Genomic DNA, 14,856 nt, shown 5'->3' on the forward strand with positions numbered 1-14,856 from the left:
TCCACATCAAGAAGAGCAGCATCAGGCATGACTGCAATCACCATCGATCCCGCCCGCACGGCCCTGCTGATCGTCGATCTGCAGAATGATTTCCTGCATCCCGACGGCGCCTATGCCCGGGGCGGTCAGAAGAATGCCGACATCGCCGCGCTTCCCGACCGCGTGCTGCCGGTCGCCGACGCGCTGCGCGCCAAGGGCGGCTGGATTGCCTCGACCCAGTTCACGCTGGTGCCGGGCAAGGGTGGCGAGCCGTTCATCTCAGCCCATCTGAAGGAACTGAGACCGTTCCTGCGCAAGGGCGACTTTTGCCCCGGCGCCTGGGGCATCAACTGGTCGACGCGCTGCAGCCGGCGGATCTGGCGATCGAGAAGGTCGCCTATTCCGCCTTCTACATGACGCGGCTGGAATGGGTGTTGCGCAAGGCCGGCATCGACACGCTGATCATCTGCGGCATCGTCACCAACGGCGGCGTCGCCTCGACCGTGCGCGACGCGCATGTGCGCGACTTCAAGACCATCGTGCTCAGCGACGGCTGCGCCGCGTTCTCGCGCGAGACGCATGTGCGCGCCATCGGCGATCTTGCGACGGTGGCCGGCACACTGACCTGCGCCGAGGCAATCGCGATGATTTCGGGCGTCTGACATGGGGACGGCATCGATTTCGCATGATGCACCGGCGCGCATTGACGTCCAGGCCGATGTGGTCGTCATAGGAGCGGGCGCCTGCGGCCTTGTCGCGGCGCTGAAGGCGCGCGCCGGCGGCGCCGAGGTCATCGTTCTGGAACGCGACGCCTCTCCGTCGGGCTCCACCTCCATGTCGTCGGGATTTGTTCCCGCGCCCGCCACCCGCTTCCAGCGCGCCATCGGCGTCGAGGACGACACGCCGGAGCGTTTCGAGTCTGACATTCTCGCCAAGTCCAAAGGCAAGTCGGTCGCCGCGCTCGCGCGCCTCGCGAGCCGTACCATCGGCCCGGCGCTGGAATGGCTCGCGGACGCGCACGGCATCGACTGGATCGTGCTCGACGATTTTCTCTATCCCGGCCATTCGCGTCACCGCATGCACGCGGTGCCGGAGAAGACCGGCGAGGGACTGGAAGCGCGCCTTCTGGCGGCGGCCGAGGCGGCCGGCATCTCGGTGGTCACCGAGGCGCATGCCACCAGGCTGTTCGCCAGTGAAGAAGATCGTATCGATGCGGTCGAGATCAGCCGTCCCGATGGCGCGCGCGAAGTGCTGGGCTGCGGCGCATTGATTCTCGCCTGCAACGGTTTTGGCGGCGACGCGGCGCTGGTTCGCGCCCATATCCCGGAAATCGCCGGCGGGCTCTATTACGGCCACGAGGGCAACACCGGCGACGCGCTCGCGTGGGGCGAGGCGCTCGGCGCGAAGACCATGCATCTCTCCGGCTACCAGGGCCACGGCTCGCTGGCCCACCCGCACGGCATCCTGATTTCCTGGGCGCTGATGATGGAAGGCGGTATTCAGGTTAACGCCGATGGCGAGCGCTTTTCCAACGAGCACGGCGGCTATTCAGAGCAGGCGGTGAACGTGCTGGCGCAGCCGGGCGGCATCGCCTGGAACATTTTTGACGCACGGCTGCACGGCTTTGCGCAAGGCTTCCCGGACTACGCGGACGCCGTGAAGGCCGGCGCCATCCGCGAGGCTGCAGACGTGGCGGCGCTGGCCCGTGTCACCGGCCTGCCCGAAGCGGCGCTCGCAAGGACGCTTGCCGATGTCACAGCCCTTCAGGCAGGGGAGGGCGCGGATCCGTTCGGCCGCGATTTCACCACCAAGCCGCCGCTGACGGCTCCCTATCATGCGGTCAAGGTCACGGGCGCGCTGTTTCATACCCAGGGCGGTCTGATGATCGACGAGCACGCGCGGGTGCTGGATCGGGCGGGGAGGCCGTTCCCGAACCTCTACGCGGGCGGAGGGGCCGCGTGCGGTGTCTCCGGTCCCGACGTTTCGGGTTATCTGTCGGGCAACGGTCTGCTGAGCGCCATCGCTTTCGGATATCTGGCGGGACGCGATGCCGCAGGCGGGCCGGATTAGAGCCGCAATCCGCGTCAGTGCGCCCTCCGGATCGCATCGAGCGCCCCGCTTCGCCACACGCGGCGCTCCTTGTCGGACGGCTCGTGGAGGCGGTCAAAGCGATCCGAAGCCTCAGGCGTGGTTTGATGTCACGGAGCCCACTTGAAGGACCGTGCCGCGCGTGTGGACGAACGCGGGCGCAGCCGGGCGCTCCCGATGAGGCCCTCAACCGTGACCCGGGTGCGCGCTCGCGAGCGCGTGGACAGTTCCAAACTATTGGGATCTCTTGGGAAGTTGGTGAGCCGACAGGGGCTCGAACCCTGGACCTACTGATTAAAAGTCAGTTGCTCTACCAGCTGAGCTATCGGCTCCCAATGAGGGCGGTTTCATACCAGATCCACGGCTTCGCGCAAGTCTCCTTCCGAAAACTCTTTTTATCCTCTGTGGATTGATCTCCCGCGCGGGCGGGTTCGCGCGCGCCGCGTCTGTGCCGGACGGGCGTCGGCTCCTGTGCCGCGAGCGGCCCGCGAGCGCGTGCGTCGGGCGGGCTTTTGAATGATCCCGGAATCTTGCCGTATCACAGCAAAATCAGCGTTGTGAAAATTCTCGAGGGGGCGGTTGTCCGTATATATTGTTACTTTCCAGGAGATTCGTTTCCGGCAAAAAGCATTCGCATGCAAACAGTTTGCATATTTTCCGAATTGCATTTTGCAAAAATATGTGGCCGAATTCGCCCGTCGTCTGGATATTTAGGGTATCCGTGTAACTTAGTAAAAGCCGCACAGGATCGAACGTGTCAACGTTCGAGGTCGGAAGCAATCGAGGCGAACTCATATGGCGGATGATGAAGACCGTAGGGGTGCCGGCGTTGTCGAGTTTGATTTTCTCAAGGGCCATATCGCGGCGACCATGACGCTGGTACACGGTCTGATCGCCCAAAACGTGATTGATCGCGATGCGCTCGACAGTTATTTCACCGATTTCCTCAGTCGCTTGCCGCAGACGCGCCAGACTCTGCCGCTGCGCCTGATTGTCGATCAGTGGCGGCAGGGGTTGCGCGAAGACATGGCCGAAACGCGACTGCGGCGGCATATCTTCGAGGTCATCGAGGGCGGCCGCGTCGGCGGCGAATAGAGCCTGCCAGCACCGTTCTTTTCCTCCGGAAAATCTTTCGCGAGAGTCTGCTTGCCGCAGGGTAACGCGTGCGGCCTGCGGCGGATGTAACGGGTAGGCACAGCGCTATTGGCGGTGTCGCAGTACCGTCCCGCCGCGCAGGTGAGTCCCTCGATTCAATCGGCATTCAAAGTCAAATGACGTTCCGTTTTGCGGCCGCGCATGCGGATTTTTGTCAAGATATTCCGTAGCGGAACTTTTTTGTCGAGCGCGTATCCTCTACCAGGGCTGCGATCCGTCCAGACGATTTTGGCAGGCACTTGAGACAACATGCGATTTTCTTGTGACAGGGTGCTTGTCTCTACCGTGATTTACGCTCTCACTCAGGTATTTTACATATCAAATTACGATCTGAAACTTGTTCCCGCGTCGCGACTTGGTTTAGGCTTCTGACCGGAACAAGAGGCTGGTCCAGGCGCACGAACAACAAGCAGGCGTCGCGGCCGGATTTATCAGGTCAGCCAATTCGGGAGGCAGACGATGCGTTTCTTGCCGGTTCACTTCTTTTCACGCGATCTTTCCAGGGTTCGTCTGGCGGCGCTTGCCGCAACGGTGGCCGCATTCGGGTTAGCGGGCGTCTCGGCGCCGGCACGCGCCGCCGAACAGCAGTTCGTGTCCATCGGCACGGGCGGCATCACCGGGGTCTACTATCCCACCGGCGGGCGATCTGCCGGCTGGTCAACAAGGACCGCAAGGAGCACGGCATCCGCTGCTCCGTGGAATCGACCGGCGGCTCGATCTACAACATCAATACCATTCGCGCCGGCGAGCTTGAATTCGGCGTCGCCCAGTCGGACTGGCAGTATCATGCCTATAATGGGACCTCGAAGTTCGAGGATCAGGGCCCGTTTGAAGACCTGCGCGCGGTCTTCTCCGTGCACGCCGAGCCGGTGACGATCCTGGCGCGTGTCGACGCCAACATCTCCAACATCACCGATCTCAAGGGCAAGCGGGTGAACATCGGCAACCCCGGTTCCGGCACGCGTGGCACCTGGGACGTGATCGAACAGGCGCTTGGCTGGTCGCGCGACGATTTGCGGCTCGCGGCCGAGCTGAAGTCGGCGGAAACCGGGCAGGCTTTGTGCGACGACAAGATCGACAGCTATTTCTGGCTCGTCGGGCATCCCTCCGCGCTCACCCAGGAGACTCTGTCGACGTGCGACGCGGTGCTGGTCAATGCGACGGGACCCGAAATCGACAAGCTGGTCGCCGACAATCCTTTCTACCGCAAGGCGATCATTCCGGCCGGCATGTACAACAATGCCGAGGATGTGGTGACCTTTGGTGTGGGCGCGACCTTCGTGACCTCCGCGAAGGTGCCCGACGACGTCGTCTACGTCATCGCCAAGGCCGTGATGTCCAATCTTGACGATTTTCGCGCTCTGCACCCGGCGTTCGGCAACCTGAAGGCGGAAGAAATGATCAAGGACTCGCTGTCCGCGCCGCTGCATCCCGGCGCGGTGAGGGCCTACAAGGAACTTGGCCTGATGTAGGGTCCATGCTGCCGGTTATCCTTGCTGCGGAGGGGATGTGATGGGGCAATCCAGGGCGGAAGACACTGCCTCGGGCGGCGATCAGGGCGGGCGCGGCGGGGGGGCCGCGATTGATGCGGAGTCCCTCGTCGCCCAGGTGGACACGGGCGCGCGCAATCCGGCAGGCTGGCAAGGGCGGTTCATTCCCCTCGTGTGTTTCCTTTGGGGATGTTCCAGCTCTACATCGCCTCCGGCATTCCCTACCAGCTTGCGGATATTCTCGGCAATAACAGCTTCATTTTCAACAATTCCGAGGCGCGGGTCATCCATCTCGCCTTCGCGCTGTTTCTGGCCTCCATGGCCTATCCGCTGCTCAGGGCCAGCCCCCGGCGCTACGTTCCCTGGTACGACTGGCTGCTCGGGCTCGCGGGCGTGGCCGCCTGCCTCTATCTGCTGGTGTTCAAGAATGAGATCGCGGTGCGCGCGGGGCTGCCGACGACAGGGGATCTGATCGCCTCCACCATCGGCATGGTGGTCCTCGCGATCGCCGTCTTCCGCTCGCTCGGGCTGCCGCTGGTGGTGGTGGCCTGTGTCTTCGTGCTCTACGTCTTCTTCGGTCACAGCGACGTGCTGCCGGATGCCATCCGCTGGAAGGGCGCGTCCTACGGCAAGGCGATGTGGCACTTCTGGATGCAGACGGAAGGGGTCTTTGGCGTGGCGCTGGGCGTGTCCGCCTCGATGATCTTCCTGTTTGTCGCCTTCGGCTCGATCCTGGAGAAGGCGGGCGCCGGTAACTGGTTCATCAAGATCGCCTTCGCGCTGCTGGGTCACCTGCGCGGCGGGCCGGCCAAGGCGGCCGTGGTGGCCTCCGCCATGAGCGGGCTGTATTCCGGCTCCTCCATCGCCAACACGGTGACCACCGGCACCTTCACCATTCCCTTGATGAAGCGCACCGGTTTTTCGGCCGAGAAGGCCGGCGCCGTGGAGGTCGCCTCATCGACCAACGGCCAGCTGACGCCGCCGGTGATGGGGGCGGCCGCCTTTCTGATCAGCGAATTCACGGGCATCAGCTACCCCGAGATCATCAAGCACGCCTTCCTTCCGGCGGTCATTTCCTACATCGCGTTGGTCTATATCGTGCACCTGGAGGCCCTGAAGATGGGGCTCAAGGGCTGCCCAAGCCGCCCTCGCATATGACCGCGATGATGAAGATGATCGGCTTTCTCGGCGGTTTCATCGGCATCTCGGTGCTCGCCGCCGCGGTCTACTATGGGCTTGGCTGGGTCAAGGTGGCCTATCCCGGCATGGGCTTCTGGAGTGCCGCCGTTCTTTTCCTGGGCGCCTATCTGCTGCTCATCGGCATCGCCTCGGGGCGTGAGGATCTCGTTGTCGACGATCCCGACGCGCCAATCCTCGAGTTGCCGCGTTCGGGCGAGACGGCGCTGACCGGGCTCTACTACCTGCTGCCCATCATCATCCTGATCTGGTGCATTCTCATCGAACGTCTGTCGCCGGCGCTGTCGGCCTATTGGGCGACGGCGGCGATGATCGTCGTCACGCTGACCCAGCGGCCGCTGAAGGCCCTGTTCCGGGGATCGGGCGACCTGTTGGGCGCGTTTGCCGCCGGTGTGACGGACACGATCAACGGCATCGTCGCAGGCGCGCGCAACATGATCGGCATCGGCGTGGCGACGGGCGCCGCCGGCATCATCGTCGGCACCATCTCGCTCACCGGCGCGCATCAGGTGGTGGGCGAACTGGTGGAGTTTCTCTCCGGCGGCAGCCTGCTGGGCATGCTGTTTCTGGTTGCGGTGATGAGCCTCGTTCTCGGCATGGGCCTGCCGACCACGGCCAATTACATCGTGGTGTCGTCGCTGATGGCGCCGGTCGTGGTCTCGCTGGGCGCGCAAAGCGGGCTGATCGTGCCGCTGATCGCGGTGCACATGTTCGTCTTCTATTTCGGCATCCTGGCCGACGACACGCCGCCGGTGGGGCTTGCGGCCTTCGCCGCCGCCGCCATATCGCGCGGCGATCCGATCAAGACCGGCGTGCAGGGCTTCATGTACGACATCCGCACCGCGCTGCTGCCGTTTCTGTTCATCTTCAACACGGAGCTGCTGCTGATCGACGTGACGCCGGTCAAGGCGGTGTTCGTCTTCTGCGTCGCCGTGGTGGCGATGATGCTGTTCGCCGCCGCCACCCAGGGCTATTTCTTCGCGAGGAGCCGGATCTGGGAGACCGTGGCGCTGCTGCTCGTGGCCTTCACGCTCTTCAGGCCCGGGTTCTGGCTCGACATGGTTCAGGATCCGATCATCGAGCATCCGGGAACGGAGATCGCAGAGATTGCCGAAAGACTGCCCGTGGGCGAGGGGCTGCGCGCCCGGGTGAGCGGTCCGGATTTCGACAATCCCGACGCGACGCTGGAGACGGTGATCGTTATCCCGCTGGGCGAGGTGGACGATGGCGAGGCGCGCCTTCAGGCCGCCGGCATCAGCGTGGATGTGGCGGACGGGGCGGCGGTGCTCGAGGAGCCTCTGCCGGGTTCGGCGTTCGACGAACTGGGGCGGAATTTCGACTTCTATGGCGATGTCCCGGTCGTGATCGCCAGCGTCGGCGTGGAGAACACCGAGCGGGTGTGGAAGGAGGTCTTCTATCTTCCCGCGCTGCTGCTGCTCGGTATCGTGATCATGCTGCAGTCGCGCCGCACGACAGTGCCGGCATTTTGAAGTCCGGAGCCCATACCGGCCCGAAAGGTCCGGGCGGGTGCTCCGTCAGTCTGAAACCGACGCGGTTTCATGCCTTCTCGACGTCTGCGTTGAAGGCGGGACCGGATCTTGGAGGCGGCGGTGTACAAGAACATTCTCCTGCCGATCGACCTGGGCGAGGAAAGCTCGTGGCGCAAGGCGCTGCCCGAGGCCGTCGATCTCGCGCGCCACTACCCGGCGGACCTGCATATCGTCGCGGTCGTGCCGCAGATCGGCTCGGCGCTGGTGGGCTCCTTCTTCCCCAAGGACTACGAGAAGCGGGCGGTCGCCGAAGCCTCAAAGTTGCTTGAGGCCTTCATTGCGGAGCATGTTCCCTCCGGGATCGTCGCCAAGGGGCACATCGCGCACGGCGTGATCTACGAGGAGATCCTCCATGCGGCGAACAAGATCGATGTCGATCTCATCGTGCTTGGCTCGCACCGCCCCGAGCTGAAGGATTATCTGCTCGGCCCCAATGCTGCCCGGGTCGTGCGCCATGCACGTCAGTCGGTGATGGTGGTGCGCGAATAGGCCGCCGGCGCCGCGGGCATTTCAGCCTGAACATGACAGAAACCACGCCGCGTTCGGGAGGATTCCATGAGCGAGCAAAGCCGCGTTTTTCCGCGTCACACGAAGGCCGTTCTGCCGACGGCGGTGGCGGGCGAGGGCGTCCACATCATCGACAGCGCCGGCAAGCGCTATCTCGACGCCTGCGGCGGAGCGGCCGTCTCCTGCCTGGGCCACAGCGACGGCGCCGTGATCGCGGCGATCAAGGCGCAGCTCGACGCGATTCCCTTCGCCCACACGGCGTTTTTCACCAGCGAACCTGCGGAAACCCTGGCGGCCAGGCTTGTGGACCTGGCGCCTGAGGGCATCGAGCGGGTGTATTTCGTCTCCGGCGGGTCGGAAGCAGTGGAGGCGGCGCTGAAACTGTCGCGGCAGTATTTCCTGGAGCGGGGAGAACACACGCGGCGCAACGTGATCGCCCGCTGGCAGAGCTATCACGGCAACACGCTGGGCGCGCTGTCAGCCGGCGGCAACCGCTGGCGGCGCGCGCAGTTCGAGCCGCTGCTGGTCGGTGCCATGCATCATATCGCGGCCTGCCATCCCTACCGGGACCGGCGCGCGGACGAGAGCGAGGAGGCCTACGGCTTGCGCGTGGCCGATGAACTGGAAGCCAAGATCCAGGAGCTCGGTCCTGACACCGTCGCCGCCTTCATCGCGGAACCGGTCGTCGGCGCCACCATGGGCGCGGTGCCCGCCGTGCCGGGCTACTTCAAGCGCATTCGAGAGATCTGCGACCGGCACGGCGTGCTGCTGATTCTCGATGAGGTGATGTGCGGCATGGGACGCACGGGCACGCTGTTCGCCAGCGAAGCCGACGATGTGCGCCCGGACATGGTCGCCATCGCCAAGGGGCTGGGGGCCGGTTACCAGCCCATCGGCGCGCTGCTGGTCTCAGGCGCAATTTACGAGGCGATCGCAACGGGCTCGGGCTTTTTCCAGCACGGCCACACCTATATCGGCCATCCGGCGGCCTGCGCGGCCGGATGCGCGGTGCTCGATCGCGTGGCCGGCAGCACGGGCGACGGGCTGCTCGCCAATGTCCGCGCCATGGGGGACAAGCTCGATGCCGCTTTGCGCGACCGCTTTGCCGGCGATCCTCATGTCGGTGATATCCGCGGCCGGGGACTTTTTCGCGGGCTTGAAATTGTCGCGGATCGGGTTACCAAGGAGCCGTTCGCGCCGGCGCTCAAGGTCAATGCAATGATCAAGCGCGCGGCGATGGAGGAGGGCCTTATGTGTTATCCGATGGGCGGAACGATTGATGGTGAGCGCGGGGATCACGTGCTGCTGGCGCCGCCATTTATCATCGACGACAGCCATGTCACCGAAATCGCCGACAAGCTCGGGCGCTCCATGGCGCGCGTCTTCGCGCAAGTGGCCGCGGCATGAGCGATCCGGTGATGATCATGGTCGCGCCCAACGGGGCGCGGCGCACGAAGGCCGACCATCCGAACCTGCCGATGACGGCCGCCGAGATCGCCCGCGACGTGGCGCGTTGCGCCGATGCGGGCGCCTCGGCCGTGCATGTGCATGTGCGTGACGCGGAAGGCGTGCACGTGCTCGACGCCGATCTGTACCGCGACGTGACGGCGGCGATCACGCGCGAGGCGGGTCCCGGGATTGTGGTGCAGGCGACCACCGAGGCGGTCGGCCGTTACGCGCCGCAGGAGCAGATCGCGATGGTGCGCGCTCTGAAGCCCGAGGCGGTCAGCGTGGGACTGCGCGAGGTCTTGCCCGATGAGGAGTCGGTGGCTGCCGCCGCGGACTTCTATGGCTGGTGCCTCGCGGAGCAGATTGCCGTTCAGCATATTCTTTATGATGCCGCCGACCTGCACGCATTCCTCGAGTTCGTGCGCCGCGGCGTCATTCCGGGCGGCCACTGGTCCGTCCTTTTTGTGCTGGGGCGGTATACGGCCAACCAGGAAAGCGATCCCAATGCGTTGCGCGCGTTTCTCGACGTGATGGACACCGCGGAAGAGCGGCGCGCGACCGCCTGGAGCATTTGCGCCTTCGGGCGTGGTGAAACGGCGTCGGTAACAGCCGCCATTGCGATGGGCGGTCACGCGCGGGTCGGATTCGAGAATTCGCTCTGGGCGCCCGATGGCACGATGACGCGTGGCAATGACGCCGCCGTCGCGCGCATCCGCTCGATCGCGGAACTGCTCGGCCGTCCCGTCACCGATCGCGAGCAGACCCTGCGTGTGCTGGGCTTCCCGCAGCCCTGACTCCGCGAGGTGAATCGGCAGCCATCCCGCGGTTCGTCTGCGGGGTGGCGTTTCGGACACGGTGATTGGCGCGGGAAAGGGCGCGTTGCATGGGCGATACGGTGTCAGGGAAGCCGGCGAACCGCGATGAGCGAACTGAAAAGCCCGCGCAGCGATCCCTCCATCAGCCAGCTCAGGCCGAGGCGCGCCCCCAGCGCGATCGAGAGGAACACCACCGGCGTGGAAATCGACAGCGCCGAAGCCGCCGTCATGCCCTGTCCGATGGTGCATCCGAAGGACATCACGCCGCCGGTTCCCATCAGGAACGCGCCGGAGAGGTGACGGCGCAGCTCGCGGACATCGTCGCAGGCCTCCCACCGGAATTCACGCCGCATGGCCGCGCCGGCGAGCGCCCCCGCGATAACCCCGACAACCGCGCCGACGCCGAAGTCGATGGTCGCGCCGCTGAAGGTCATGGCGTAGAGGATCGTCTGACCCACAGGGCGTACGAAGGTGTAGGAGGCCAGCGGCTGCGGATCGAAGGGATCCGCGCCGAGCGTCGCGGTGGCGAACCACCCCCAGGCGATCACCAGGCCCACGGCGACACCGGAGACGACCAGCCGCCAGCGTTGCCGGAACCCTTTGTCCCGGAGGGCCCATAGCGCCAGGACCGCGGCGACCAGATAGCCCCAGAGCGCGCCCGCGTTGGTGCCGAGCAAGATGTCCATCATCGCGGCGAAATCATGCGCGCCGAGCGCCGACAGATCCAGCGTCACCGGATCGGTGAACTCGAGCCTGATAAACGATGTGACGCCGCCCATCATCATGTAGGCGGAGATTCCCAGCACGAGGAAGGTGACCAGGGCGCGCAGGTCGCCGCCGCCCATCCTCACCAGCGTACCGAAGCCGCAGGTGCCGTTGAGCGCCATGCCCGCGCCGAACAGCAGCCCGCCGACGATCGCGCTCAGCCACGTGAACTCCGCCGCGCGGTAGATGGATTGGTCGAGATCAAGGATTCCCTGCCACGCCATGGTTTGCACGAGCACGATCGCCACGGCGACCGCCAGCGCCCACGCGCGCATGCGGCGATAGTCGGAGCCGTAGAAAATGTTCTCGAATGCCGCCAGCGTGCAGAACCGGCCCAGGCGCGCGGCGAGACCCAGCACCACGCCTCCGGCAAAACCGGCCAGGGCGAGCAACACCGGCGTCGACAGCGCATCCATTGTGGCGATACCCTCTCCCAGAGCATGTCGTCTTGCCGCGCCGCCGTTTTGTCCGGTTTTTGCGGCCCCGGGACCTCTTGCGGGTCCCTTCGTGTGTCGGCGTGGCGCGGACGCATGGGTTTGATACCGGTCGTCCCATGCCCGGCATCCGCTGTCTGAAGCGCCGCCGGTCAGGCTCCGCTGTCGTTCCGCGCCCGAACTCTATTTGCGGCAGAAGATGTCGTAGACCACGTCGATGACCTTGCCGACGTCCTCGTTGCCGATCTTGTAGTAGACGGTCTTTCCGTCACGCCGCGTGGTGACCAGGTTGTCCATGCGCAGCCGGGCCAGTTGCTGGGAAACCGTCGGCTGCCGCAGGGACAGGATTGATTCGAGCTCGGTGACCGACTTTTCGCCCTCGGCGAGGATGCACAGGATCATCAGCCGGCTTTCGTGCGCGAGCGCCTTCAGGAAGTCGCTGGCGTCCTTGGCGTTATCCAGAATCTTGTCGAGTTCAGGCGACGACTCCGTCTCTTCGAGTTCGGATATGATCGCCTTGCTGTCCTTGAACATGTCGTTCGTTCCACGCTTCTCAAGCTCGTCACCCGGATACGTCGATTTACCGGCAGCGCCCAACAAAGTCGAGGCTCTGTTTCAACTATCGTGCGGGCGCATCCGGCACCGCCATGGCGCTTCGCTTCGCCTGGGCCTCGTCCAGATCCTCCAGAAGCCGGCCCAGCAGCCCCAGAAGAAGTCTTCGCCCGGATACCCGCGGATGCGGCCGATTTCCACTCCGTCCTCGACCAGCACGAAGGTCGGCGTGAAATGGTCGGAGCGGATCTCCGACAGATCGTCCGGCATCGGCGCATGGATATCCACCTGGCGCAGGGGCGCGCGGCGGCCTTCCTCGGTCTTGGGATAGATCGGGCCGATCTGCTCGTGCCACATCGCGCACCATTCGCAGCCCTGCTGCTCCAGCATCACCAGTTCCGCCGCGCGGGCGCTGTGCGCGAGGCCGGCGGAGGCGAGAAGGCCCGCAAGCAGGGCGAGACTGGAAAGGGTTGTGCGCATGCGCCACATTGTGATGTATCCGAAGCCGTGGTTCTTGAGCCTGCTTCCGCGCCGTGTTCAATGCGCGGCCGGAAACCGGGGCGTCCGGCTGGTCTCGCGCAAAGGTGAGTGCACGGAAATCCCGTGATGGTCTATATAAGAGTAGACTATCATATATCATAATGCGAATGTATTTTCGCATGAGAGGCTGCAAGTCCGCCGTATCGGACGATCGCGGCAACCGTGGAACATCGCAAGTCGAAGGGCATACGCCGCATGCAGGACATTTCGATCTGGGGAGCCTTCATCGCGGGTCTGCTGTCATTCGTCTCTCCCTGCGTGCTGCCGCTGGTGCCGCCCTATCTGGCGTTTCTCGCCGGGGTTTCCATGGATCAGCTCACCGGCACCGCCGCGGCGCAGCCAGCGGGCGCCCAGGCGGCGTCTGCGCCGGTGCAAGGCGACGGCACCGGTGTCTTCATGGCCGCTCTGGCGTTTGTTCTCGGATTCTCGACGGTCTTCGTGACGCTGGGCGCCAGCGCCTCCGTCATCGGCCAGTTCGTTTCCAGCCACATCCAGGAGCTGGGCTACATCGCCGGCGCCGTGATCATCATCATGGGGCTGCACTTCCTTGGCGTCTTCCGCATTCCGCTTCTGTACCGCGAGGCGCGCTTTCATCTCGAGCGCAAGCCCGCGGGGCTTGTTGGCGCCTACGTGATCGGCCTGGCGTTCGCCTTCGGCTGGACGCCATGCGTGGGGCCGATTCTCGCCGCCATCCTGTTCGTTGCCGGCTCCGAGGATACCGTGTTCCAGGGCGCGCTGCTGTTGGGATCCTACTCGCTTGGAATTGGCGTGCCGTTTCTGGCCGCCGCCGTCTTTGCCGGACCGTTCATGCGGTTCATGGGCAAGTTCCGCCGCCACATGGTCACCGTCGAACGGGCCATGGGCGTGCTGCTGATCATCACCGGCGTGGCCTTTCTGACCGGGCAGATGGCGAATCTGTCATTCTGGCTGCTCGAGACGTTTCCGGTTCTTTCGGTGGTCGGGTAACCGGCCCGTGCATCGGGAACGCGGTGTTAGGTTGGATGAAGCCACGAAACCTGTGGCGCGCATGGTAAGATGGCGGCCCTATGTTGCATTGCACTCTAGATTGATCTTGTTGCATTATCCGGCACGGACAATCTCTAGGCCCGGCTCTGCAACGCCGCATGTGAAATCACATGCAAACATATGAATATGATTATTGATCTTGGCGCCCGATGCTGCTAAGACTAGTCGAACCTTGGCGGGTCCCGGACGACTGGACGGGATCTTGCGAAACGCCGCACAAGAACCGCGGCCATGAAGCCTTGCGGGTGGGGAAGCCTCGCAGGAGGGAAGGAAATCGCCGATGAAAATTCTCCGTACCAGTTTGGCGGCCGCCGGCGTCCTTGCGCTGTCGCTTGTCGCGGCGCAGGCGGGTAAGCCGGCCTATGAAATCGTGGACGGCGGCATTGCGGTGTCGCTGACGGGCAAGCCGGGCGATCCGGCTGCGGGCAAGGTGACGCTCGCCGACCGCAAGCTGGGCAATTGTCTGGCCTGCCACGTAGTGTCCGATCTGTCCGATCTGCCATTCCATGGCGAAGTCGCGCCGCCGCTCGACGGGGTCGCAGATCGCTATGACGAAGCGCAGCTGCGTTTGTTGCTGGTCGATTCCAAGAAGGTTTTCGAAGGCACCATCATGCCGGCCTTCTACAAGTCGGAAGGCTTCAACCGTCCTCTCGATAAATTCGAGGGCAAATCCATCCTGACCGCCGATCAGGTCGAGGATGTGCTGGCCTATCTTCTGACGCTGAAAGAGCAATAGAGAGCGGTGCGACGCGACACCGGGCGATAGGTCCGGGGCGCATCGAAGGTCCGGATCGCGGATCGAATTCCGCGGATGACATGCAAATGACGAGGAAACGATGACGGTATCATTGAACCGGCGCCAGGCGCTGGCACTGGGAGCGGGTGCTGCGGCGCTCTTTCTCACCGTTGGACCCCGCGGCGAAGCCTTTGCCGCGAGCGACGACGTCAAGAAAGCCATCATGGACTTTACCGGCGGCAAGGAGCCCGCAACCGGCAAGGTCGAACTGACGGCTCCTGAAATCGCGGAGAACGGCAACACCGTGCCGATGTCGGTCTCGGTCGAAAGCCCGATGACGAGCGATGACTATGTCGCATCGGTGCTGCTGCTGGCGGCGGGCAACCCGAACCCGGGCGTCGCCACGTTCCATTTCTCGGACATGTCGGGCGAATGCGCTGCCTCCACGCGGATGCGGCTCGCCAAGACACAGGACGTGATCGCGGTGGCGAAGATGGCGGATGGATCCGTTTTCATCGACACGAAGACCGTCAAGGTCACCATCGGCGGCTGCGGCGGCTGATTGGACCGAGC

13 protein-coding genes, 1 tRNA gene and 2 pseudogenes are annotated in these 14,856 nt (G+C 64.3%); 12 read left to right on the forward strand and 4 right to left on the reverse strand.

Annotation, left to right across the window (positions count from 1 at the left end):
* Positions 1 to 27 precede the first annotated feature (27 nt).
* A pseudogene (locus tag D1F64_RS10875) lies at positions 28 to 641 on the forward strand (cysteine hydrolase).
* A 1-nt stretch (position 642) separates the two neighbouring features.
* Entirely contained in the window at positions 643 to 2,049 is a 1,407-nt protein-coding gene (locus D1F64_RS10880) for an FAD-dependent oxidoreductase (RefSeq protein ID WP_117412467.1), read from the forward strand.
* Between the two features lie 274 nt (positions 2,050 to 2,323).
* Here D1F64_RS10880 and D1F64_RS10885 read toward each other — a convergent pair.
* Positions 2,324 to 2,399 (reverse strand) — tRNA-Lys (locus D1F64_RS10885).
* A 463-nt stretch (positions 2,400 to 2,862) separates the two neighbouring features.
* Here D1F64_RS10885 and D1F64_RS10890 point away from each other — a divergent pair.
* The 7 genes and pseudogenes from D1F64_RS10890 (at position 2,863) to D1F64_RS10915 (ending at position 10,209) form a co-directional block, all read left to right on the forward strand.
* The gene (locus tag D1F64_RS10890) at positions 2,863 to 3,162 is read left to right on the forward strand and encodes a hypothetical protein (RefSeq protein WP_117412468.1); all 300 of its coding nucleotides are present in this window, start codon (positions 2,863 to 2,865) and stop codon (positions 3,160 to 3,162) included.
* Between the two features lie 519 nt (positions 3,163 to 3,681).
* A pseudogene (locus D1F64_RS10895) lies at positions 3,682 to 4,694 on the forward strand (TAXI family TRAP transporter solute-binding subunit).
* Positions 4,695 to 4,886: 192 nt separating this feature from the next.
* On the forward strand, positions 4,887 to 5,870 hold the full coding sequence (locus tag D1F64_RS24540; RefSeq protein ID WP_248304725.1) for a TRAP transporter fused permease subunit: 984 nt from the start codon (positions 4,887 to 4,889) through the stop codon (positions 5,868 to 5,870).
* Between the two features lie 5 nt (positions 5,871 to 5,875).
* Positions 5,876 to 7,399, forward strand: a complete 1,524-nt coding sequence (locus D1F64_RS24545; RefSeq protein ID WP_248304726.1) for a DUF3394 domain-containing protein — start codon at positions 5,876 to 5,878, stop codon at positions 7,397 to 7,399.
* Between the two features lie 120 nt (positions 7,400 to 7,519).
* Complete coding sequence (locus D1F64_RS10905; RefSeq protein ID WP_117414550.1) at positions 7,520 to 7,948, forward strand: universal stress protein; 429 nt, start codon at positions 7,520 to 7,522, stop codon at positions 7,946 to 7,948.
* A gap of 66 nt (positions 7,949 to 8,014) precedes the next feature.
* Positions 8,015 to 9,373 carry an aspartate aminotransferase family protein gene (locus tag D1F64_RS10910; protein WP_117412469.1) on the forward strand — a complete coding sequence of 453 codons (1,359 nt, stop codon included), beginning with the start codon at positions 8,015 to 8,017 and terminating at the stop codon, positions 9,371 to 9,373.
* On the forward strand, positions 9,370 to 10,209 hold the full coding sequence (locus D1F64_RS10915; RefSeq protein ID WP_117412470.1) for a 3-keto-5-aminohexanoate cleavage protein: 840 nt from the start codon (positions 9,370 to 9,372) through the stop codon (positions 10,207 to 10,209). Before D1F64_RS10910 ends, D1F64_RS10915 begins: the two co-directional genes overlap by 4 nt.
* Before the next feature lie 104 nt (positions 10,210 to 10,313).
* On the opposite strand, the gene D1F64_RS10920 is transcribed toward D1F64_RS10915, so the two are convergent.
* The 3 genes from D1F64_RS10920 to D1F64_RS10930 all read right to left on the reverse strand — a co-directional run bounded on the left by D1F64_RS10920 (position 10,314) and on the right by D1F64_RS10930 (position 12,461).
* Positions 10,314 to 11,411 carry a YeeE/YedE family protein gene (locus tag D1F64_RS10920; protein WP_117412471.1) on the reverse strand — a complete coding sequence of 366 codons (1,098 nt, stop codon included), beginning with the start codon at positions 11,409 to 11,411 and terminating at the stop codon, positions 10,314 to 10,316.
* 201 nt (positions 11,412 to 11,612) lie between these two features.
* A complete protein-coding gene (locus D1F64_RS10925) occupies positions 11,613 to 11,963 on the reverse strand; it encodes a metalloregulator ArsR/SmtB family transcription factor (protein WP_117412472.1) in 351 nt (116 codons plus the stop codon).
* A gap of 81 nt (positions 11,964 to 12,044) precedes the next feature.
* On the reverse strand, positions 12,045 to 12,461 hold the full coding sequence (locus tag D1F64_RS10930) for a transcriptional regulator (protein WP_248304727.1): 417 nt from the start codon (positions 12,459 to 12,461) through the stop codon (positions 12,045 to 12,047).
* Positions 12,462 to 12,716: 255 nt separating this feature from the next.
* Between D1F64_RS10930 and D1F64_RS10935 the strand changes: the two genes are divergently transcribed.
* The 3 genes from D1F64_RS10935 to soxY all read left to right on the forward strand — a co-directional run bounded on the left by D1F64_RS10935 (position 12,717) and on the right by soxY (position 14,845).
* On the forward strand, positions 12,717 to 13,487 hold the full coding sequence (locus D1F64_RS10935) for a cytochrome c biogenesis CcdA family protein (RefSeq protein WP_117412473.1): 771 nt from the start codon (positions 12,717 to 12,719) through the stop codon (positions 13,485 to 13,487).
* 340 nt (positions 13,488 to 13,827) lie between these two features.
* Positions 13,828 to 14,283, forward strand: a complete 456-nt coding sequence (gene soxX, locus D1F64_RS10940) for a sulfur oxidation c-type cytochrome SoxX (protein ID WP_117412474.1) — start codon at positions 13,828 to 13,830, stop codon at positions 14,281 to 14,283.
* Positions 14,284 to 14,383: 100 nt separating this feature from the next.
* A complete protein-coding gene (gene soxY / locus D1F64_RS10945) occupies positions 14,384 to 14,845 on the forward strand; it encodes a thiosulfate oxidation carrier protein SoxY (RefSeq protein ID WP_117412475.1) in 462 nt (153 codons plus the stop codon).
* Positions 14,846 to 14,856: the final 11 nt, after the last annotated feature.

This window comes from Breoghania sp. L-A4, assembly GCF_003432385.1.
In the GTDB taxonomy this organism is placed as follows: domain Bacteria; phylum Pseudomonadota; class Alphaproteobacteria; order Rhizobiales; family Stappiaceae; genus Breoghania.

Bases quoted from the DNA above. Each gene is read 5' to 3' on its own strand.
- D1F64_RS10910 (WP_117412469.1), top strand. From the start codon at position 8,015: ATGAGCGAGCAAAGCCGCGTTTTTCCGCGTCACACGAAGGCCGTTCTG.
- D1F64_RS10915 (WP_117412470.1), top strand. From the start codon at position 9,370: ATGAGCGATCCGGTGATGATCATGGTCGCGCCCAACGGGGCGCGGCGC.
- D1F64_RS10890 (WP_117412468.1), top strand. From the start codon at position 2,863: ATGGCGGATGATGAAGACCGTAGGGGTGCCGGCGTTGTCGAGTTTGAT.
- D1F64_RS10925 (WP_117412472.1), bottom strand. From the start codon at position 11,963: ATGTTCAAGGACAGCAAGGCGATCATATCCGAACTCGAAGAGACGGAG.
- D1F64_RS10880 (WP_117412467.1), top strand. From the start codon at position 643: ATGGGGACGGCATCGATTTCGCATGATGCACCGGCGCGCATTGACGTC.
- soxY (WP_117412475.1), top strand. From the start codon at position 14,384: ATGACGGTATCATTGAACCGGCGCCAGGCGCTGGCACTGGGAGCGGGT.
- soxX (WP_117412474.1), top strand. From the start codon at position 13,828: ATGAAAATTCTCCGTACCAGTTTGGCGGCCGCCGGCGTCCTTGCGCTG.
- D1F64_RS10930 (WP_248304727.1), bottom strand. From the start codon at position 12,461: ATGCGCACAACCCTTTCCAGTCTCGCCCTGCTTGCGGGCCTTCTCGCC.
- D1F64_RS10935 (WP_117412473.1), top strand. From the start codon at position 12,717: ATGCAGGACATTTCGATCTGGGGAGCCTTCATCGCGGGTCTGCTGTCA.
- D1F64_RS24545 (WP_248304726.1), top strand. From the start codon at position 5,876: ATGATGAAGATGATCGGCTTTCTCGGCGGTTTCATCGGCATCTCGGTG.
- D1F64_RS10920 (WP_117412471.1), bottom strand. From the start codon at position 11,411: ATGGATGCGCTGTCGACGCCGGTGTTGCTCGCCCTGGCCGGTTTTGCC.